Genomic DNA, 19579 nt, shown 5'->3' with positions numbered 1-19579 from the left:
CGAAGGCTGAAGACCCTCAGGGGCCTCACACCCTACGAGTTCATCTGCAAATGCTGGACACAGGAGCCCAAACGCTTCACCTTTGACCCGGTCCATCAAATGCCGGGACTGAACACTTAGAGCATCGTGCAGAAAACCGGACCCACTTTTCGCTGACCTCATGAACGGTGCCGCTCGGACCAGGACCCGGCGACGATGCTGCTGCGACTTGCCCGCTACAAGCTGACATCCTCGATAGCATCATAGCCGAACTCGCCCGGCCCGCCATTGCCGGCCATTGTGATGCCAAACTCGAAGTTGCCGTTCCCATCCAGATCCGCCAGCAGATAGCCGGTGTCGGTTCCCTCATTGGCGAGGTAAACATAGGTCAGACCGTCCTCGCCATAGGTCTGGTTCGCTTCCTGAGCCGCGGCATCCATTGAGGTCGCGGCAGTGCCGGCCGAGTGGTAGTTCTCGGCTGTTCCGGCAACCCCAAGCCCGATCTTGTCGGTGCCGTACTGGAAATCGAGAATTTGATCCGCACCCGTCGTGGTCGCCGGGCTCGCATTGGCCGCATCAGGGTAGAAGAACATGTCCTGATCTTCGCCGCCGGTGAGCTGATCCGCTCCAAGCTCTCCCTCCAGGAGATCATTGCCGGCACCCCCGTTCAGATGGTCATCTCCCTGATCGCCGAGGAGAACGTCATTGCCGCCTTCGCCCCAGAGATGGTCAATGCCTTCACCGCCCAACAGAAAGTCTCTGTCCTCACCGCCCCGGATCAACATGTCCGGGCTTTGGCGGTCCGTGTCCTGGTCAGGAGAGTATGGGTCAGCAACGCCCTCGCCATCGTCGGTCTCATCAGACATGTCGGGAAGGTCGAGGTCCGTGTCCTGGTCTGAAGAATAGGGGTCAGCGACGCCGCCACCGGACTCGTCAGCGGCATCCGGAAGGTGGAGTTCCGTGTCCTGGCCAGGTGAGTAGCGCTTGCTGAACTCCATGGTCATCTCCTCTAGGTACGAACTGACTTCCGCTCTGCGAGAGGCAATGCCAGACGCGCGGCAGAACTTCTGTGGCGCAGTTCACATCTTGTTGCCCCGGTCGTCCTTGCGTTCGATTTTTGATCTGTTGCCATAGAGCATCGGACCCAAAAGTGGATTCCACTTTTGGGTCCGATGCTCCCTCCTATAAGCGGCGTATCGTTCGGCGCGGAAAACCGGATCCACTTTTCGCTGACGCGGCCCTCTGGGTCCGCACGATGCGCTATATTGTCGCCTGAGAACGAGGACGGGTCGAGATCCGGTCGGCCGCATGAATGGCGGCCAGGAGACTCAGTCCCATGTGATAGCCGGGATCGAGATCGGGCGTTGCCGGAACGAAATCAACCGGCCCGTTTCTCGTCAGGGTCTGATAGGCGAGGGTATCCCGCCAGTAACGCGTAAAGAACGCATGGTCGGCTTGCTCCCAGATGCGGAGAGCCTCGCCATCGCCTGTTGCAGTGAAGCACAGGGCAGCAGACCGAATGGTCTCGGGCAGAGACCACCAGGGAAAGTAAGGACTCAAGGGATTGCCGGTTGCGGCCGAAACTGACAGGCAGAGGCCGGGACCAACGAAGCCGCGCGCGAACGAGGAGCCGAGCACGGACTGAAGCTGTTGCACCAAGGCGGGTTCGGCATCACCCTGGAAATGGTCCAGTGCGAAGCCCACGAACTCGATGGCATGCCCGACATTGCAGACATCCGCTCCCGGGACGTTGCGCAACAGGCCACTCTCTGGGTCGAAATGACGTTCGAGAACATGGGCGATGAAGCGGTCTGCGAAAGCTGAATGTTCGCCAAGCCCAACGCGGTGGAGGAGACCCGCCGCGCCGAGGAGGATCATCCGTGGACCGAAATCGTCAGGCTCGTCCGCAGCCGCACGGAGCGAGAGGCGACGACGCTCGTCCATTTGAAAGCGCTGCTGCTCGATCGCGTCGATGATCTCGGCCAGATAGGTGAGATGCTCAGGAAGGTCCGCTCGGGCATAGCGCGCAGCTCCAGCGATGAGCCCCTTGGCGAAGAAGGCATCGGAATAGGTAAACACGCCGTCTGCGGGAGCCTGCCGGTGCAGCGCGCCGTCGGAATCGGCATAGACGGGCTCCAGCTCATGGTCATAGCAGAAATAGCCGTGTCCATCGCGGCGCTTAAGTCGGCAAAGCGCCTCATAAAGAGCACGCCCCGTCTCGTCGAGTTCTGAGGCCAAGGCGGGATCCTCCGCCTTGAAGAACTCCGCATGCATCGCAACCGCTTCGAGCCCGCGCCCCTGGATCCAGCCATAGAGATAGGCCGGGCCACGCAACCCATCCGCGTCGCCATAATCTTCAAGACTCAGGCTGTTGACCTTGGTGTTGAGGAAGTCGCCGCCAAGGCGCGGACGCGCCAGCATCCAGCGCAGGGTCGCCGCATTGGCCTCCCTATACCGCGTGCGCGCGCCGGCGAGAGAGAAGCCTGATCCAGTCATTCCTTTAATCCCGTGCTCGCGACGCCCTGCACAAAATTCCGTCGCAACAGGACGAACAGCGTGATGCTCGGAATGAGGACCAGCGCGGAGGCCGCGCTCAGCCGTCCTAGATCGACCGTGAAGCCTGTCTGAAACAAGGCAAGCCCCACTTCAATCGTGTAGCTGTCCCGCGTCGTCGCGACGATCAGAGGCCAGGCGAACGCGGTCCAGGCCTGGAAGAAAGCCAGCACTCCCAGAGCTCCCAGGGCACCGCGCAGGAGCGGAAGTACGATACGCCAGAAGATCCAGAACTCGCCCGCACCGTCAATTCGGGCAGCCTCGAGCAGTTCGTCCGGGATGGACTGAATCACGTTCTGACGAATGAGGAAGATGCCGAAGCTCATCACGAGATAGCCCAGCAGCAATCCCCAGGTGGTGTTGAGGATGCCGAGAGCCTTCGCCTGAAAGTAAAGCGGAATCATATAAACCTCGAACGGCACGATGGCCGTCGCGAGGATGATGGCGAAGAACACGGTGAACGCGCGGGAGCGGAACTTGCCCAGGATGTAGCCCGAGATGGACGAGGTCGCCAGAATGCAGAGGGTGGACAGGATCGAGAACAGGATGCTGTTCCCGATCCAGCGCAGTAGCGGGGTGTCGCCCAGAACCGCTCTGAAGTTCGCCGCCGTCGGATCGTCCGGAATGACCGTCGGCGGCCAGGCCAGCATCTCCTGTGGCGTCTTGAACGCGTTGGAGACGAGAAAGACAAGCGGCAGGATCATCAGCAGGCAGACCAGGGTGAGCACCACGTCAATCGTGATATTGACCATTCGGTCTTTCATCTGCCTGGACATGCCTCGGCGGAAGGTCTGTTCAGGATGGGCTCTCATGAGCGGCCTTTCTCCCGCAGCAGCCTGAATTGGATCAGGGTCAACGCCAGAACGATTGCCAGCAGAACGACCGCCTCGGAGGCGGCATAGCCGACGCGGTAGTTGCGGAAGCTGTTCTCCAGCATGTCGAGCACGAGGACTCGCACCTGCCGGCCCGGCGCGCCCTGAGCGTCAGAGGCCAGGACGAAGGCTTGGGCATAGACATTGAAGCCGGAGACGAGGGTGACGACCGAAACATACAGGGTGATCGGCTTGAGCAGAGGGACCGACAGATACCAGAAGCGCTGGGGAGCCGACGCGCCGTCGAGCTCGGCGGCCTCATAGAGTGAGGTCGGCAGGCTCTTGAAGCCGACAAGGTAGATCAACACCGCATAGCCAAGCGCCTGCCACGAGCACAGCACGATGATGCACACGACTGAGAGCACGGGATCGAAGAGCCAAGACTTCGGCGAGAAACCGAATGTCGCGAGAAAAGCATTCAGGGGACCGAGCCGGGCATCGAAAACCCACTTCCACGCCATGGCCGCAGGCACGAGCGACACGACGTGTGGAATGAAGATCGCCGTCTCGTAGAACCCGGCGAAACGTGAGCGGGTGCGGTGATAGATGAGCGCTGCGAGGATCAGCGCCAGGGGAATGGTGATGAGCAGGACGCCAAAGGCAATGATCGTGGTGTTGAGGAGCGCCTCCCGGAACAGAGGGTCGCCGGAGAGTTCCTCAAAGTTCGCAAGGCCGATGAACGGCTTGTTCTTCGACAGGATGTCCCATTTGTGCAGGCTTAAGCGCAACGTGTCGCCAATGGGATAGATCCGGACATAGGCGAAGATCACCAATGTCGGCAGGATCGCGAGGAACGCGAACATCCATCTCTTGCGCTGCACCAGGAGACCTCTTCAAACTCCGTCCGGTGCGCTGGCGCGCACCGGACGACGCAAGACCGAGCAGAGTGGGAAGCTACTTCCCGAGAAGACCTTCGCGGCGGAGGATCTGGTTGGTCTCGTCCGCTGCCGACTTGAGGAAGGCATCGACGGCCGCATCGTCCTTGGCCAGAGACGCATTGCGGAAAGCATTCGTGAGCTGGGCGGCCAAGCGCGTCAGCACCTCTTCGATCGGTCCGATCGAGGGCAGGGTGAAGAACTTATAGTCCTTCGGGTAGTTGACAAAGGCGTTGAATGCCGGAGTCGCATTGGTCACGACGGAATAGTCGACACCCGAACGGTTCGGCAGCCAGCCTACATTCTTGAGAAGCCATGTCAGGTTCTCGGGCTCGTTCGTCGCCATCACGAAATCCCAGGCCGCCTTCGCGTCGGCGCCATCCGCCTTCACATAGAGATTGGTTGGCAGCGCGATGGAGCCGCGCGGCAGCGGGGCGGTGGCATAGTTGAGATTGGGCGCCTTGGCGGCGATGTCCCCGATCACCCAGGATTCCCGGATGAACATGGCGGTCTGGCCGCGTTCGAAAGCCTCCGCGTCGGCGGGCATTTCGGGCGTGACGGTTTTGAGGACATGCACGTTCTGCAGGTACTGCTTGAGCGTCGCGCGACCGGCCTCGTTGGCATAATTGGCCCGCCACTTGCCGTCGGCCGTCGGCTCAAGCACCGAGCCGCCATATTGGAACAGATTGATCCAGAACTTCTCGGCGATGCCCTGACCGCCGCCGGTGAGGCGCAGGCTCCAGCCGGAAATGGTGGGATTGCCGTCAGGGCCGCGCTTCGTCAGCTTCTCGGCATATTGCGTATACTCTTCCATTGTCTTGGGCGGCGCGTTCAGTCCGGCCGCCTTGAACATGTCGGTGTTGTAGTACAGCGCACCCTGGCCGCGGAACAGGGGCACGCCGTAAACCGCGCCCTCATAACTTGCATTCGATGTGAAGAACTCACCGAAATTGGCCTTGTCCTTGACGAAGTTGGCCACGGCATCGGGAGCCTTCGGCAGCAGGTCGTTCTCAAGATAGCGGCGAACGGTGGAGCCCTGGAGCTCGATCACGGTTGCGCCGGCAACGCCGGAGGTCAGGCCCAGCGCGATGCGCTTCTCATGCTCGCGAAGTGCGATAGCCTCCACCTTGACGTTGAGATTCGGATGCTTTGCTTTCAGGCCCTGAGTCACGTGTTCGTAGAACGGGGCCATTTCCGGATAGCCGCTCCAGACCGTGACGGTCTGGGCCGATGCGGCGGATAGCCCGGCGAGCATGGATGCTCCCAAGGCCGAGCCGAGTAGGACGGCGCGGGCAGGACGCCGCTTCAGTGAAGTCGTGGTGGCAGAATTCAGCGCGCCGATCATCCCGTTCCCCTGTTTTTGATGGTGTCGATGCTGGCAATCGGAAGGTTCTCATGCAACCGGTTGCGGGTCAAGCCGCCGGCTGCCGGGCCGGCTGAGCGGTTAGCCCGCTGCGGTCAGTCGGTTCTCCCGGAAAGGAGGGCAATGGCCGCCGCCGCGAGGGCCTCGGCCGATCCGGACGCGAAGGTGGCCGGTTGTCCGTAGTAGCGATGCGCTTCGTCGACCTCATATCCGCCAAACCTGTATTCCTGCGCCGGCGGAATGTAGCCGGGATTGTCTTCGGCGAATCCGATGACGAAAGCTGGGCGGCTTGGCGCAGCCTGGCGGATTTGCAGCGCGGTCTCGGCGAAGATCTCTCCAGGCAGAGCCACGATCGGCATTCCCCCCCAATTCAGCAAAGAGACGCGCGCCTCGACCGGCGCCGGAGCGCGGCCTGCGATTTCCGTCGCCCAGGCAATCCAGTGCGCGAGCAAAGCGGCGCGCGCGGGATCCGCCGTCTCCCGTTCGCGACGCCAGCGCTCTGCCAGGACCTCCGGAGGCTCCTCTTCGCGCCGATCGAAACCGAGATGGAGGATTTGGTTCGCTACCGAGATATGCTCTCCCAATGGAGTCTCATTGGCCTGCCGTGCGGCATCGGCAATCCTCTCGCCGTAAGATTGCGCCGACGCGAAGCTGCGATAGGGGCTGGACGCGAGGCTGATCGAGGCGTGCGCCGAATGACCGGTATTGGCGTCTGCCGCGCAACCGGTGAGAAACAGCGCCATAGCGCCGGGATTGGCGGCTTCAAGGCGCTCGCGCACATAGTGCGGATAATCCGCCGTCCAAAGCCGGTTGTCGGCGCCCAGCACCACCGGGTGGCAGGCATAGGCCGTGATCACTGCCATCGGATCGCTGGCGGCATCATGGATGCGCAGAACCGGCAGGGCAGAATCGACCGGACCATCCGCATGCCGGCGGTTTCGCGCCACTCCAGGATCCGCGCCCCAGCCGCCGGTCAGGCGTGCCGGCCGCGCGGTGGCCACTGCCTTGTCGATCGCATGCACACATGCCGTTTCCAGCCGCTCGAGATAGGCTCTGTCGGCCTGCTGGCTCAGCCGGCCCGTCATGGAGACGGGGCCGCCATGCGTGTGCAGCGCCGCGACGACCACATTGTCGGCTGGTAATGCGCACCGCTCGCGGATGCGCCGCGCCATGTCGCCATGAAGGCCGATCACGTCCGCGACCAGAAGGGCGGTGTTCTCCACGACGACGGCGCGCACTGTCAAACGATCATGCGCACCGAGCGCAGGCTCACTGCGGGCCGCGAATCCGGAGAGAGCGAGCCCTGCCGGAGGCGTGATGTCCACCAGAGCCGTGCCGGCGCGGATCATCGGGAGAACACCTTTTCGCCTCGCAGCCAGACGGCCGACAGGTCGAGCCGGCACTGTCCCTCATGCCAAGCGAACTGTATCAGATCGGCCGGGGCGCCGACGGCGAGACAGCCCCGGCCGCCGACGATGCGGCCAGGGTTCTCCGTTGCAAGCCTGAGGCCTTCGCCGAGCGTCAGTCCAGCCATCTGGATGGCAATTGCGACATTGGCGCAAAGCGGCAGCCCGGCGCCGGCAAGATAGGGTGTGCCGGCAATCCCGACACGTCCATCGGCTGTGACCTCGACATGGCCGCCGACAGGCTGTTCGTAAAGGCCCGGCGGCATGCCGGCGAGTGCAACCGCGTCCGAAACCAGGATCGTCCTCTCCCGCCCCTTGGCCCGGATCATCGCCTTGAACGTGTCGGCCGGAAGATGATGGCCGTCGGCGATGAAGGTCGCGGTCAGCCGGTCATCCGCGAGTTGGCTCCACAAGACGTTGGGATGCCGGGGCAGAGTGGCTGCGGCCCCGTTACCCAGATGTGTGGACAGACTCGCTCCGGCCGCGGCCGCTTCGTGAATCTCGTCGGGCGTGGCGGCCGTGTGGCCAAGCGCGACGCGAATGCCCCGCTGCGCAAGCGCCGATATGTAATCGATCGCCCCGGGTTGCTCGGGCGCCAGCGTGACAAGGCCGACGCAGTCGGAGCTAGCGGCCTGCCAGCGCTCGAACTCGTCGAGGGACGGTGCCCTCACATCGGCGGCCGGATGAGCGCCCCGCGGTCCGTCCAGCGGTGAAATGGAGGGCCCCTCCACGTGAACGAAGGGGACCATGTCGGCCACGAACGGGAAGCGACGGCGAGCCTCAGCGATGGCCGACAGCGCGCGGACGATGTCGGCCTCGGGCGCGGTAATCAGCGTCGGCAGGAAGGTCGTGACACCAACCGACAGCATATGTTCCGCCAGCATCTTCACCCGCTCGGGCGTGAGGCGGCGGTCATTCAGATCGACGCCGGCAAAGCCGTTCACCTGCAGGTCGACGAGGCCGGAAGCGATGAACTCATGGCCGGTCCCATCCATCGCCTGGATCGCTGCGATGACACCATTCTCCACCACAACGGCGATGCCCTGACCCGTCGCGGGATCGCGGCCGAGAATGGTGCCCGGCGAGTTCACAGGGCTTTGACCCGGTTGTGGAAATTCGCCACGAAGCGGGCATTGGCTTCGTCGCCGCCCGGCGCATTGCCGCTGCGCCATACGGGCGGCTCGATACCGCGCTCGTTGAGCGCCGCCACAGTGCGGATGACCAGGCAGTTGAGTGCGAAAGCGTTGGCGAAGGTCGAGATCGCCGCGATGTCCTGGCTCATGCCGGGAACGCGCACGACGGCGTCGCCGATCGGAACCTTGGTGTCGATTGCGATATCGACCAGGTCGTGCAGATTCTGGCGCGTGGGATGCCGGGCCGGATGATCGGGCGAGGTATTGCTGGCGTGCTCGCGCGAGCTGACACCGATCAGGAAAACTCCCCGAGATTTTGCTTCGAGGGCGGCATCAATCAGCGCGGCATTGATGCCATAGGCGTTGACGAGAATGAGAAGATCGCCCGGACCGAGCCGCTGGTTGGCGATCACCACCTTGCCGTAGCCAGGAGTGCGCTCTATCGCCATGGAGCGCAGCGCCCCGTTGGAGAGCAGCGTTCCTTCGTCAAGAATGGCGCTGACATGCATCAGGCCTCCTGCGCGGAAGAACACCTCCTGCGCGGCGAGATTGGAATGGCCGCCCGGACCGAAGATATGAATCAGTCGATCGGCAGCAATCTGATCCGCGAGGCGACGGGCGGCATCCTCCGTGGCGGCGCGTTCCTCCGTCAGGATGCGCTGCATCAGGCCCGTTGCGGATGCGAGATAGCCGGCGCAGAGCGCATCGGCATCAATGGGCTCACCGGTCGGCATCAGGGTCGGACTCCGCATCGAGATAAAGGGTGCAGTGGGCCTGCTGGCGCAGGATGCTGGCCGGGCAGGCGGTCGCCACCGGCCCGTAGAGGGCTCGACGGACGGCATCCCGCTTGGCAGAGCCTGGGACGACGCAGAACAGGCGATCGGCGCGCAGGAGGCGTGGGATCGTCAGCGTCAATGCGTGCTCGGGAACATCGTCGTAGCGCGCGAAGCATTGGTCATCGACCTGTTGCTGGCGGCAGGCCTCGTCGAGGGTGACGATCTTGACATCGAGCGGATCATGGAAATCTGCCACCGGAGGGTCATTGAAGGCAATATGGCCGTTCACGCCGATTCCGAGGCAGACGATATCGATGGAAGCCTCGGCAAGTTTCTCGCTATAGGCCGCCGCCGCCGCCGCGGGATCCGGTTCGGGCACGATGTGATGCACGGCTCCAAAGGGCAGATGCGCGAACAGGGCATCGTCGAGCCAACGCGCAAATCGCTGCGGAGCTTCGCCGGGAAGCCCGATATATTCGTCCATGTGAAAGGCGGTCACACGCTTCCAATCGATTCCCTTCTGATCCCGAAGGCCGCGGAGGGTTTCCGCCTGGCTGGGGGCGGCGGCAAAAATCATCCGCACCTGTGGCTGGCGGCTCAGCCGTTCACGGAGCTCCGTTGCGATCGCGGCGGCGCTGGCCGCGCCCATCTCAGCCCGCGTGCGGTAACTCTCGACACGCAGCCGGTCGACCCTGCGGTCGCTCGCTGGGGCAGGGGGCTGAGCATGAGTATCCGTCACGGTAACCTCTTGAATGTCGCCCAGCCAGCCGAAAGCATGGGCTCTTGTGCTCCGACTCCGGCGATGGCATGAACTAAAGCCTGCAACCGGTTGCATGTCAACGGCTCGGCGCGCTGACGCTGTCCTGAGAAACGCGCGAGCATTGTGCTCAACGAAGACGAACGGTACTGCTGGCGATTGGTAATAGAGGAACAACGGTGAGCGGGCGGAAAGAGAAACTGACCATCAAGCAGGTGGCGGAGGCAGCGGGCGTGGCCCGCTCCAGCGTCTCTCGTGCCTTCAGCCGCCCGGAGATGCTGAGCCCCGAGACGGTCAGGCGCGTCTTGGAGGCGGCCGAGAAGCTCGGCTATGTCCCGAACCAGACGGCACGCGCCCTGAGTACGGGGCGCCATGGGAATGTCGCGCTCATCGTCCCTGATATCGCCAATCCATTCTTCCCGCCCTTGATCCGGGCTGCGCAGATGGAAGCCGACCGGTCCGATTTCTGCGTGTTTCTGGGCAATTCGGATGAGGACCCAAAGCAGGAGGACAAACTCGTGGGCCGCTTCTCAGGCCAGGTCGAGGGGCTGATCCTTGCCTCGTCCCGCCTGTCGGACGAACGCATCCGAGCCCATGCCGCCCAAAGGCCCCTGGTTCTGATCAATCGCGACGTCGAGGGCATCCCCCGCGTTTTGATCGACAGCGGCTCAGGAGTGCGGGAGGCGGTCGCACATCTGGCGGGACTTGGACATCGGCACATCGTCTATGTCGCCGGACCGGCGACATCGTGGTCCAACAAGCAACGTCGCCTCGCGGTGCGCAAGGCTGCCGAGCGCTTGGGTTTGAAAGTAGACGTCGTGGCCGCCGCCGTGGCGAGCTACGATGCAGGGCGGGAGGTCGTGGCCGCGATCCTGGCGACGGGGGCCACGGCTGCGATTGCGTTCGACGATCTGATGGCGCAGGGAATTCTCGGCGGATTGTCGGATCGCAAGATCAGGGTCCCTGACCAATTCAGTATCGTTGGATGTGACGACGTGCTGGGCGCTGCTACATATCCGTCCCTGACCACCGTCTCGAACCGGTCCGTGGAGGCCGGCAAGGCCGCGCTGTCGCTGCTTCTCGAATTGCTGCAAAGCCAGCCCGTGCGTGACATACGCTATGTGTTGGACACTCACTTGGTCGTCCGCAACACAACCATTCTGACAGCAAGCGTGTAGCCGTTGCCGTTCTGGCGCATCGTTCTCGCGGACCCGGAGGCCGCGTCAGCGAAAACCGGATCCACTTTTCACTGGCGTGGCCCCTCTGGGTCCGCACGATGCGCTAGAGCATCGGATCCAAAAGTGGACCCGCTTTTGGGGTCAATTCCGATGCTCAACTCTTGAGCTGGCGCATCGTTGGGCGCGGCCCTTCGGGTCCGCACGATGCGCTAGGCATGAGGACGAAAGTAAATGTGCGGCGTCCCTGGACACCACACATCCGGGTGCAGAACGGTCAAGCGGGATTGTATTTAAACAGGCTCTGAAGACATTCTGCCTGCTCACCCCCGCCCAGAGGGCCCCGGAAGGGGTCAGGCCGAGGCCGCTCCCTGCGGAGCGAAGCTTTGTGCGGCCATCACGTCGAGAAATCTTGCCGTTGGCTTACCTTGGAGCATGGGCGCCATCTGCTCCCAGAGAGCCCAAACTTGGGGCATGGCGTCACGCGCCGCCTGCTCATTGTCGAAGAGGGCAACAACGAAGACTTCGCCCTCCTCGTCCAAGAGCCCAAGCCACTCCCGGAGGCCGGGTTGCGCATAGATCGCGGCCTCGTTCTCCTGACGCCAGCGGAGCATGTCACCTATCTTGTCGGGCTTGACGCGAAACGTCGTCAGTCGTGCGTACATGGGGACCTCCTCAGGGAGGTTGATGTGACTGGCATCAGGCCAGCGCTGCACTGAACGCGACGCGACGAGTCTAAGCCCTTCTGGCCCGCGTGGACAATGGAAAGCGGCTCATGCCGAGCGCTGGCAATGGCCTTGCGACCATCAGCCTAGCCCCAGAGCCCAGGAGTCCGATTTCCAGTCCGATGCTCTACGGGCACCACAGAGTTGAGGTTCGTCCATATCGTGAAAGCTGTCCCGATGGCACATTGGCCCAAGCTTTCCGATGCATCTCAACGGCACAGTTTGTTTGTTGGAGCGGCCGGCAGGACAGATCGTGACGGCGGGCTCTCGCCGTCAAGGTCAGGACGGGCATAGGTGCCAGGCAGAAGTTTCTCGAAGCGGGAGCGGATCTTGCGGTAGCACTCGCAGGCTCCCTGTTCGAGACCGGGGCGGTCGATCACCGTGATGCCGCCGCGGTACTGCTCGATCAGGCCCGAGGTCTGGAGATTGCGCAGGACCGTGCTGACGGTGGAGCGCTGCACGCCGAGCATTTCGGCCAGGAACTCATGGGTGAGGGGCAGAACATCCTCGTCCCGGCGGTCGTGCGTGCTCAGGATCCAGCGACAGCACCGGGCCTCGACGGAATGCACCGCATTGCACGCGACCGTGTGATACGCCTGCGCCAGAAGAGCCTCGTTGTAGGCAAGCAGCAGCCGTCGAAGATTAGGGCATGTCCGGATGGCCGCGTGCATGTGGTCAAGAGGAACCCGGGAGGCGGTGCCGGGGATCTGCACGACGTAGCGTCCGAAGGCTTCCCGGCTGACAACGGCGCTCAGCAGGCCGAACAGCCCTTCACGCCCGAACATGGCCACTTCGGCCAGCCGCCCATCTTCCATCACATCGACAAGGGAGATGATGGCATCGTGCGGGAAGTAGGTGTGGCGGATCGGATCGCCCACCTCGTACAGCACGGTGCCGCGCGGCAGGATCATGCTCTCAAGAGATTGTTCCAGAAAGGCGAAGTCCTCGATGTCCAGCGCGGCGAGGAACCGGTTGCTCCGGCGATCTGGTAGAGATCCCGGGGCCAAAGAAGTGTTATGGTGTCCTTCTGACGGCATGATCCGCTTACCACAGGAGCAATCCCTATCCGGCATGCATAACGCGCTGACAGCAGGATCGTTTGGACGGGCGGGGACTACTAAGGGCTAGATCGTCATCGGAGAGCGGAAGTGTTCCCGGCATTGACCCGAAAGACCGGCATCTGCTGATGTACTCCCTTCAGCTGGGCCATCGTCGACTTTGGGACGAAAGGTGCCAGGATGTCCTGGACCCCCGGCGCAGTCAGAACCTCGTTCGTCAGACAGATTTCCTTTGCTTCCGACAGGCTTTGAACCCGGGCGGCGATGTTGACTGTCTGACCGAAGTAGTCCAGCCGCTCGTTCAGCGTAACCGCGATGGCTGCTCCCCTGTGAATGCCGATCTTGAGAATGACCTCCCGACTGGGCAGCCGGCGATTGAACGCTTCCATGTCCTGCAGCATGGCGAGGGCTGCCCGGACCGCGTCCGCCGGCTCGACGAAAGCTGCCATGACCGCGTCGCCGATGGTCTTGATGATCGCGCCACCGTGCCGGACCGTGACCTCCCGCAGCCGCTCGAAGTGCTGCTGGACCAGCGACAGGGCGTTGAGATCGCCGATCCGATCATAGAGGTCGGTCGAGCCCTTCAGGTCGGTGAATAGCAGCGTGATGTCCCGCACGCTGATGCCTTCGACCGCCCGGATCGCTTCCGAGCGGAACAGGTCGCGAAAGGTCTGGGTCGCCAGCAGGCGGCTGCCGGACAGGTGAGGGACGAAGTCGAGCCGCGGGATCTCCAGGATGGGCAGGGCCTCGGCAGGGATGGCGGAGACACCGAGAAAACCTTGCTGGCCAGTCGCATTCTCGATCTCGAACACAATCCGGCCCGGCGCCACAATTCCCTCGGCCGGTTCGCACCGGTTGCCCAGATAACGGATGCGGACTGTCTGGGGTGACGCGGTCGGCTCACCGTCAACCCGGAAGTCGAAACCGGCATCGCTGTCAGGTGCCCAGGCATGCAGCAGCCCCTTTTGAGCGTTGACCTCGAGCCGAGTGGTTCCCGGCGGCAGGTAGCTGATCGCGGAGGTCCAGGCCTTCAGCACCTGAACGAAGGGTGTCCCATCGGGCAGCAATCCCTCGTCCGTCAGCTTGTACGCGAAGGCGAAATCCCCGGCCGGGAGATTCTCGGGCCGGTGGAATGCGATCGGCCGGATCTGCGGCGAGACCGTGAAGGTGACGGCGATGCAGTCATCGAGCGCAGCCTCCAGATCGGCCCGGCACATGGCGCAGTGGAACTGATTGCGCACGCCCTTGAGGCTGCCAAAGCTCTCGACCACGCAGGAACAGGCCGAGCAGAGCAGCAGCCAATCCATTTCGAACAAGCCCAGGAAGGCTCCGTGAAGGAACAGATCGATGGCTTCGGCCTCGGCGATGTTCTTCTCGGCGGCGAACCGGATCGGATTGATGCGGAACAGGGCGACGTCATCGGCCGAGCGGATATGGCTCTCCAGCTTGGAGATCACGCGTGGGCTCCAGGCGCGTGCCGCTTCCAAGGCGGCGAGGCGCTCGTCCAGGATCTGTTCGTAGACCACCGCTTCCATCGGAGCCCTGACCTGGCCTGAAATGGCAGCGGCAGTCTCTGCCGCTGCGAGAGGGGCCGAGAATTCCCGTGATAATATCAGGTGGCGATGACTGAAGCGAGTGCGGGCTCAGGCTGGAGGCCTTGTCCGGCGCTGATAAATACCGGCTGCGGAGGCAGGGCTCTCGCGTCGCCGGAGCGTGGAACGGCGATAATTGTCGAGACTAATGCCGTGGCCTGTCGGAAGTGGGCCGCAGCAGGCGCCGGTAGAGGTCCATGACCCGGCCGTAGCACTCGCAGGCGGTTTCCTCGAGACCCTCCCAGTCCGTCACCGTGATGCTCCCGCGGTTCTGCCGGATCAGCCCCGCTGTCTGGAGAGTTCTGATCACCACACTCACCGTCGAACGCTGAACCCCCAGCATCTCGACCAGGAACTCGTGGGTGAGCGGCAGCGTGTCCTGCTGCAGCTGCTGACGCAGCATGAGGAGCCAGCGGCAGCAGCGCGCCTCCACAGGGTGCACGGCATTGCAGGTGAGAAGTTGGAACGTGTGCGCGAGCAGGACCTCGGTATAGCCCATCATCAAACGCTGCAGCTTGGGGCGGGCGCTCCTTGCCTCGTTCAGGCGCTCGATGGAGATCCGCGAGGCGGTCCCGACGATCTGCACCACATAACGGCCGAAGGCTTCCCGCGTGACGATCCCGCTCAGAAGCCCCATTGCGCTCCCGCGCCCGAACACCGCCACCTCGGCGGTGCCGCCGTCTTCCAGGATATTGACGAGTGAGATCACAGCCTCATGGGGGAAGTAGACATCGCGAACGATCTCGCCGGCCTCGTAGAGCACCTGCTCGCGCCTGAGTTCGACGAGTTCCAGGTGAGGCTTGAGGAGCACGAAGTCCTCCGGCGCCACGGCCGCGAGAAGCTGGTTCGTGCAGTCAACCGCTTTACCGGCCCTCATCATCGCGACGCCGCCAGTTTACCCAGATAGTGGGGATCGGTGCCAATCGGGTCAGCGTAGCGCCTCTGAGACCTCCGGGCAATTGAATGGAGCATCGCTCGGAGCGGACCTCTTCGCTGACGTCCCGGCCCTTGTTCTCACGCCTTTCCGTAGACGCGCCGCTTGGTGGCGTACGGCAGCACGAACATGTACAGGCCGGTGAACAGCAGCAGGAAGAGCGGGAGCAATGGCGAATAGACCACTAAGGCAGGAGGCTCCCCCAGCCCCATGGCGACGAAGTTGGCGATGACGGTCACTGTAAAGATGATCGACAGCCAGCGGTGACCCTGCCGAATCCATTTGTTCCAGTTCATTGTGATGTCCTCTGAAGATCAGTCGAAGCGGACCGGGTGATCCACTCCACGGTGGCCTCAATCGATCCGCGCCAAAACCTGCTCCAGGTTCGCGAAGAATCCCTGCCATCCTGCCTTGGCGCCGCCGTAGGCCTGCTTCTGATCCGGCCGGAAGCCGACCTGCTCCATCCGCAAGAGAGTGCCCGTGCTCGTCGGGATAAGAGTAAAGGTCACCACACTTTTCAGATCGTAGGCCGCATCGTCGTGCGTGAAATTCCAGGTATAGGACAGCGTGTTGTTCGGCTCGATGGCGAGAACCTCGCAATCCAATATGCCGCCCCAGTCCCCGCGAAGATTGAACCGGTGGCCCACGATAGGCGCGAAGTCATTCTTCATCAGCCACTCCGCAATCAGATGTGGCTGCGTGAGCGCGCGCCAGATCTTTTCCGGTCGATGAGGGATCTCCCGCTCGACGACGACGGAGCGCGTTTCGGTCAGCATTTCGTTCATTGGTCCATCCTTTTGAGCAAATCTTCGAGGTCATCGAACCGGCTTTGCCAGAAGCCGGCCATTTGGCTTGTCCAGTCGATTAGCGGAGCCAGGGCTCTGGGTTGTGCGCTGTAGTGCGTCTGGCGACCTTCGTGGCGGTCGCGCACCAGCCCGGCCTGTTTCAGGATCCCGAGATGCTTTGAGACGGCCGGCTGCGAGATCCCGGCCTGGGCGGTCAGAGCCCCAACCGTCTGCTCTCCGTTGCGGCACAGCCGTTCGAAAATGGCCCGCCGGGTCGGATCGGCGAGGGTTCTGAAGAGTGCGTCGTGGATATCCGTCATTGGGATCAATAACTCGCTGGTTATTGATTTGACCAATAACCGATGGGTTATGAATGAGTCAATCGAGAATGGGCAGCAACATCATGATCTCGTCACAGGGAGCGACGGCCATGTGGGGTCCGCTGTCGCTGGCGGCCTTGTGCCGGGATCCCGATCAATTGAGGCTTAGCGCATCGTGCGGACCCAGTGGGCCGCGTCAGTGAAAAGTGGAACCGGTTTTCCGCACAACACGATGCGCCGATCAAGAGAAAGAGCATCAGACCCAAAAGTGGATTTGCACTTTTTGGAATCGCCCGATGCCCTGTCTTTGCTGAGCACATCGTTGGGGGCGGACCTTCGGGTCCGCACGATGTGCTAGCGGGCGAGGTTGAAGTTTGTCGTGAAGTCGTCCCAGGTGGTGCCCACTGTGACCTTGATGGTGAGACTGGGCGCTACGTTAACGCCTTGATTTCCGACGTATCCGTAAAGGATGTGGTTTGTCGAATCGTAATAGAGAGTGCCGGGGGCCATCAATCCAGTGGGGGGATCCGTGCGCGCCATGAGCGTGAACGCCTGGTCGCCCGGCCGATCGGTGATCGGATCGATAGCGGACAAATCGAGCAAGTCCACGCTTTGATTATCGACGCCGCCGACCAAGCTGAAGTCGAAGTCGCTGAGGGTGTCGACAGACGAACCGAGATCTAAGGTCGTGTAGGTGAAAATATCTCGGCCGAGCCCGCCTACGAAAGTGTCGTTGCCCGCGCCGCCGTAGAAGAGGTCTTGGCCTTCGCCGCCGATGAGGATGTCATTGCCGCCGTTGCCAAGAAGTCTGTCGCTGCCGCCGCCGCCGTCGAGAGTGTCGCCGTCAAGGCCGCCGTTGAGGACATCGTGGCCTTCGCCGCCGTTGAGGGTGTTGTTGCCGCTGTCGTTGCCGACCCCTTCGCTGCCGCTGCCGAGCCAGTCGTCGCCATCGCCCCCGTTGAGGCTGTCGTTGCCGTTGCCGCCATAGAGGACGTCGTTGCCGATGCCGCCATTGAGAGTGTCGTTGCCGGAATCGCCGTTGACGCTGTCGTTGCCATCGCCGCCGTCAGCGTTGTCGTTGTCATCGCCGCCATGGAGGATGTCGTTGCCGATTCCGCCGACGAGGGTGTCATCGCCGCTGCCGCCGACGAGGCTGTCGTTGCCGAGGCCACCGATGAGGATGTTGTTGCCCGCGTTGCCGGTGATCGTGTTGTCGAGGGCGTTGCCGGTGCCGGAAATCGCCGCGCCGAGAAGCACGAGATTCTCGATGCCAGTGCCGAGTGTGTAGTTGAGCGAGGCGCGAACCGTGTCGGTCCCGTCTCCGGTTTCGGCAATCGTGTCGCCCGCGTCGTCGACCTCGTACGTGTCGTCGCCTGCGCCGCCATCGAGGCTATCGGCCCCCACTCCGCCGATGAGAGTGTCGTTGCCGTCGCCACCAATGAGGCTGTCGTTGCCTTCACCGCCGTCGAGGCTGTCGTGGCCATCGCCACCGATGACGGAGTCGTTGCCATCGCTGCCGGTGAGGGTATCGTCGCCCTTGCCGCCGACGAGGCTGTCATTGTCGCTGCCACCGATGAGGTTGTCGTTGCCCTCGCCACCATCGAGGGTATCGTTGCCTTCGCCGCCCGTCAGGGAATTTGCGAGCGCGTTGCCGATGATCAGGTTGTCGATGGCATTGCCGGTGCCGGCGATGGCGGCGCCTATCAGGACGAGTCGCTCCACGTTGTCGCCGATGACGTAATCGACCGAAGCTTCGACGCTGTCATAGCCGTCGCCGATGGCTTCCAGGATCTCGTCGCTCGCATCGCCGACGATATAGAAGTCGTTGCCTTCGCCGCCCTGGAGCACATCCGCTCCGGCGCCGCCGTCGAGGGTGTCGTCGCCCGCCTCGCCCTTGAGTGTGTTCGCCTGGGTGTTGCCGGTAATGGCGTTGGCGAGTCCGTTGCCGGTGCCCGAGACGGCAGAGCCGATCAGCACCAGCCGCTCCAGATGCGCGCCGAGCGTGTAGTCGCCGGAGGTGGCCCGTACTGTGTCCGAGCCGCCGCCCGCGGCCTCCACGATGACATCCGCAGCGGCGTCGACGAGATAGAGATCGTCGCCCGCGCCGCCTTCGAGCGTATCGGCGCCTGCGCCGCCGTCGAGAATGTTGTTTCCGGCTGTGCCGGTGATCGTGTTGGCGAGAGCGTTGCCGGTGCCGGAGAGCGCGGCGCCCGTCAGCATGAGCCGCTCGATATCCGCGCCAAGGGCGTAGTCGACGCTACTCCACACCGTATCTGTGCCGGAGCCTGCTCCTTCGCTCACCGCGTCACCGGCATGATCGACGAGGTACACGTCGTCGCCTTGACCGCCGGCCATGATGTCCGCGCCGGCCTCGCCATCCAGCCGGTCGCTGCCATCGCCGCCCTGGAGCAGATCCGCTCCGGTACCGCCCAACAGCGTGTCGTCGCCAAGGCCGCCATCGAGGCTGTCGTTGCCGGCGTCGCCATTGAGCGTGTTTGCGAAGCCATTGCCCGTGACCGTGTTGGCAAGATCGTTGCCGGTGCCGAACAGGGCGTTGCCGGTGAGAAGCAGGTTCTCCACATGCGCGCCGAGCGTACAGCTTACTGAAGCCTGGACGGTGTCGAGGCCCTGGTTCGCCTTCTCGGTAACCCGGTCGCCCGCATGGTCGACGATATAGGTGTCGTTGCCCTTAGCCCCAGCGAGTTTGTCGGCCCCGCGCTTGCCGTCGAGGATATTGTGGCCGTCATTGCCGGTGATGGTGTTGTTCAGGCTGTTGCCGGCGCCCTTCAGAGCGGCGCGGCCGGTCAGGGTCAGGTTCTCGACCTGCGATCCTAGAATCCAGTGGACCGAGGCCTTGACCAGATCGGTGCCGCCCTTGGCGCGCTCAATTACCTGATCGCGGCTATTGTCGACGATGTAGGTGTCGTTGCCGGTGCCGCCGGTCATCCGGTCGCGGCCCTTGCGACCGTCGAGCGTGTCGTTGCCGCCGAGCCCTGAGAGCACATCGTTGCCCGAGGTGCCGATCAGCCTATCGGCCTTCGGCGTGCCGGGGATGGTACGGGCGCTTGGAGCGGCGGCCAAGGCTGCTGCCGCATCGAGGAAGCGGCCGTCGTCCACAATCTTCGGGTCGAGAAACGACGCCGTCTTTCGGTCTAGATGTTTAGTCCCGGCATTTGGTGGAGCGGGTCGAGCCTGAAGCGTTGCGGCTCGCTTGTAAAGATCTTGCAGATGTACTCGTAGGGGGTGAGGCCGCGCAGGGTCTTGAGCCGGCGGGCG

18 protein-coding genes and 2 pseudogenes are annotated in these 19579 nt (G+C 63.0%); 2 read left to right on the top strand and 18 right to left on the bottom strand.

Annotated elements, in window-relative coordinates:
• Positions 1-120: pseudogene (locus ACS5Q1_RS37455) on the top strand (IS481 family transposase); the annotation flags it as partial.
• Between the two features lie 95 nt (positions 121-215).
• Here ACS5Q1_RS37455 and ACS5Q1_RS37450 read toward each other — a convergent pair.
• The 9 genes from ACS5Q1_RS37450 to ACS5Q1_RS37410 all read right to left on the bottom strand — a co-directional run bounded on the left by ACS5Q1_RS37450 (position 216) and on the right by ACS5Q1_RS37410 (position 9696).
• Positions 216-977, bottom strand: a complete 762-nt coding sequence (locus tag ACS5Q1_RS37450; protein WP_473103008.1) for a calcium-binding protein — start codon at positions 975-977, stop codon at positions 216-218.
• Between the two features lie 262 nt (positions 978-1239).
• The gene (locus tag ACS5Q1_RS37445) at positions 1240-2475 is read right to left on the bottom strand and encodes an AGE family epimerase/isomerase (RefSeq protein ID WP_473103007.1); all 1236 of its coding nucleotides are present in this window, start codon (positions 2473-2475) and stop codon (positions 1240-1242) included.
• A complete protein-coding gene (locus tag ACS5Q1_RS37440) occupies positions 2472-3284 on the bottom strand; it encodes a carbohydrate ABC transporter permease (protein ID WP_473103006.1) in 813 nt (270 codons plus the stop codon). The genes ACS5Q1_RS37445 and ACS5Q1_RS37440 overlap by 4 nt, the downstream gene beginning before the upstream one ends.
• A gap of 56 nt (positions 3285-3340) precedes the next feature.
• Positions 3341-4228: a carbohydrate ABC transporter permease gene (locus ACS5Q1_RS37435; RefSeq protein WP_203444041.1), complete on the bottom strand. Its 888-nt coding sequence runs from the start codon at positions 4226-4228 to the stop codon at positions 3341-3343.
• Positions 4229-4298: 70 nt separating this feature from the next.
• On the bottom strand, positions 4299-5624 hold the full coding sequence (locus tag ACS5Q1_RS37430) for an ABC transporter substrate-binding protein (protein ID WP_473103005.1): 1326 nt from the start codon (positions 5622-5624) through the stop codon (positions 4299-4301).
• Between the two features lie 113 nt (positions 5625-5737).
• Positions 5738-6991, bottom strand: a complete 1254-nt coding sequence (locus tag ACS5Q1_RS37425) for an alkaline ceramidase (RefSeq protein ID WP_473103004.1) — start codon at positions 6989-6991, stop codon at positions 5738-5740.
• Positions 6988-8139: an N-acetylglucosamine-6-phosphate deacetylase gene (locus ACS5Q1_RS37420; RefSeq protein ID WP_473103003.1), complete on the bottom strand. Its 1152-nt coding sequence runs from the start codon at positions 8137-8139 to the stop codon at positions 6988-6990. Before ACS5Q1_RS37420 ends, ACS5Q1_RS37425 begins: the two co-directional genes overlap by 4 nt.
• Entirely contained in the window at positions 8136-8915 is a 780-nt protein-coding gene (locus ACS5Q1_RS37415) for a sugar isomerase domain-containing protein (protein WP_473103002.1), read from the bottom strand. The genes ACS5Q1_RS37420 and ACS5Q1_RS37415 overlap by 4 nt, the downstream gene beginning before the upstream one ends.
• The gene (locus ACS5Q1_RS37410; RefSeq protein ID WP_473103001.1) at positions 8902-9696 is read right to left on the bottom strand and encodes a glucosamine-6-phosphate deaminase; all 795 of its coding nucleotides are present in this window, start codon (positions 9694-9696) and stop codon (positions 8902-8904) included. Before ACS5Q1_RS37410 ends, ACS5Q1_RS37415 begins: the two co-directional genes overlap by 14 nt.
• Before the next feature lie 197 nt (positions 9697-9893).
• Between ACS5Q1_RS37410 and ACS5Q1_RS37405 the strand changes: the two genes are divergently transcribed.
• On the top strand, positions 9894-10892 hold the full coding sequence (locus tag ACS5Q1_RS37405; protein WP_473103000.1) for a LacI family DNA-binding transcriptional regulator: 999 nt from the start codon (positions 9894-9896) through the stop codon (positions 10890-10892).
• Between the two features lie 350 nt (positions 10893-11242).
• On the opposite strand, the gene ACS5Q1_RS37400 is transcribed toward ACS5Q1_RS37405, so the two are convergent.
• The 9 genes and pseudogenes from ACS5Q1_RS37400 to ACS5Q1_RS37360 form a co-directional block, all read right to left on the bottom strand.
• A complete protein-coding gene (locus tag ACS5Q1_RS37400; protein WP_473102999.1) occupies positions 11243-11554 on the bottom strand; it encodes a hypothetical protein in 312 nt (103 codons plus the stop codon).
• Between the two features lie 269 nt (positions 11555-11823).
• The gene (locus tag ACS5Q1_RS37395; protein ID WP_473102998.1) at positions 11824-12621 is read right to left on the bottom strand and encodes a Crp/Fnr family transcriptional regulator; all 798 of its coding nucleotides are present in this window, start codon (positions 12619-12621) and stop codon (positions 11824-11826) included.
• Between the two features lie 125 nt (positions 12622-12746).
• Complete coding sequence (locus ACS5Q1_RS37390) at positions 12747-14207, bottom strand: DUF5939 domain-containing protein (RefSeq protein ID WP_473102997.1); 1461 nt, start codon at positions 14205-14207, stop codon at positions 12747-12749.
• Positions 14208-14409: 202 nt separating this feature from the next.
• Complete coding sequence (locus ACS5Q1_RS37385) at positions 14410-15144, bottom strand: Crp/Fnr family transcriptional regulator (protein WP_473102996.1); 735 nt, start codon at positions 15142-15144, stop codon at positions 14410-14412.
• 134 nt (positions 15145-15278) lie between these two features.
• Positions 15279-15494, bottom strand: a complete 216-nt coding sequence (locus ACS5Q1_RS37380; RefSeq protein ID WP_473102995.1) for a hypothetical protein — start codon at positions 15492-15494, stop codon at positions 15279-15281.
• Positions 15495-15551: 57 nt separating this feature from the next.
• The gene (locus tag ACS5Q1_RS37375; protein WP_473102994.1) at positions 15552-15983 is read right to left on the bottom strand and encodes an SRPBCC family protein; all 432 of its coding nucleotides are present in this window, start codon (positions 15981-15983) and stop codon (positions 15552-15554) included.
• On the bottom strand, positions 15980-16303 hold the full coding sequence (locus tag ACS5Q1_RS37370; protein WP_473102993.1) for an ArsR/SmtB family transcription factor: 324 nt from the start codon (positions 16301-16303) through the stop codon (positions 15980-15982). Before ACS5Q1_RS37370 ends, ACS5Q1_RS37375 begins: the two co-directional genes overlap by 4 nt.
• A gap of 354 nt (positions 16304-16657) precedes the next feature.
• Complete coding sequence (locus ACS5Q1_RS37365) at positions 16658-19420, bottom strand: hypothetical protein (RefSeq protein WP_473102992.1); 2763 nt, start codon at positions 19418-19420, stop codon at positions 16658-16660.
• Between the two features lie 35 nt (positions 19421-19455).
• Positions 19456-19579, bottom strand: a pseudogene (locus ACS5Q1_RS37360) (IS481 family transposase); the annotation flags it as partial.

Source organism: Microvirga sp. GN3 (genome assembly GCF_055792825.1).
Note: the sequence above shows the minus strand (reverse complement) of the source record. Positions and strands in the feature narration are given on the sequence as shown.

Excerpts from the sequence above, each read along its gene's own strand:
- ACS5Q1_RS37450 (WP_473103008.1), bottom strand. The coding sequence starts at position 977 with ATGGAGTTCAGCAAGCGCTACTCACCTGGCCAGGACACGGAACTCCAC.
- ACS5Q1_RS37445 (WP_473103007.1), bottom strand. The coding sequence starts at position 2,475 with ATGACTGGATCAGGCTTCTCTCTCGCCGGCGCGCGCACGCGGTATAGG.
- ACS5Q1_RS37440 (WP_473103006.1), bottom strand. The coding sequence starts at position 3,284 with ATGGTCAATATCACGATTGACGTGGTGCTCACCCTGGTCTGCCTGCTG.
- ACS5Q1_RS37430 (WP_473103005.1), bottom strand. The coding sequence starts at position 5,624 with ATGATCGGCGCGCTGAATTCTGCCACCACGACTTCACTGAAGCGGCGT.
- ACS5Q1_RS37425 (WP_473103004.1), bottom strand. The coding sequence starts at position 6,991 with ATGATCCGCGCCGGCACGGCTCTGGTGGACATCACGCCTCCGGCAGGG.
- ACS5Q1_RS37415 (WP_473103002.1), bottom strand. The coding sequence starts at position 8,915 with ATGCCGACCGGTGAGCCCATTGATGCCGATGCGCTCTGCGCCGGCTAT.
- ACS5Q1_RS37400 (WP_473102999.1), bottom strand. The coding sequence starts at position 11,554 with ATGTACGCACGACTGACGACGTTTCGCGTCAAGCCCGACAAGATAGGT.
- ACS5Q1_RS37390 (WP_473102997.1), bottom strand. The coding sequence starts at position 14,207 with ATGGAAGCGGTGGTCTACGAACAGATCCTGGACGAGCGCCTCGCCGCC.
- ACS5Q1_RS37385 (WP_473102996.1), bottom strand. The coding sequence starts at position 15,144 with ATGATGAGGGCCGGTAAAGCGGTTGACTGCACGAACCAGCTTCTCGCG.
- ACS5Q1_RS37380 (WP_473102995.1), bottom strand. The coding sequence starts at position 15,494 with ATGAACTGGAACAAATGGATTCGGCAGGGTCACCGCTGGCTGTCGATC.
- ACS5Q1_RS37375 (WP_473102994.1), bottom strand. The coding sequence starts at position 15,983 with ATGAACGAAATGCTGACCGAAACGCGCTCCGTCGTCGTCGAGCGGGAG.
- ACS5Q1_RS37370 (WP_473102993.1), bottom strand. The coding sequence starts at position 16,303 with ATGACGGATATCCACGACGCACTCTTCAGAACCCTCGCCGATCCGACC.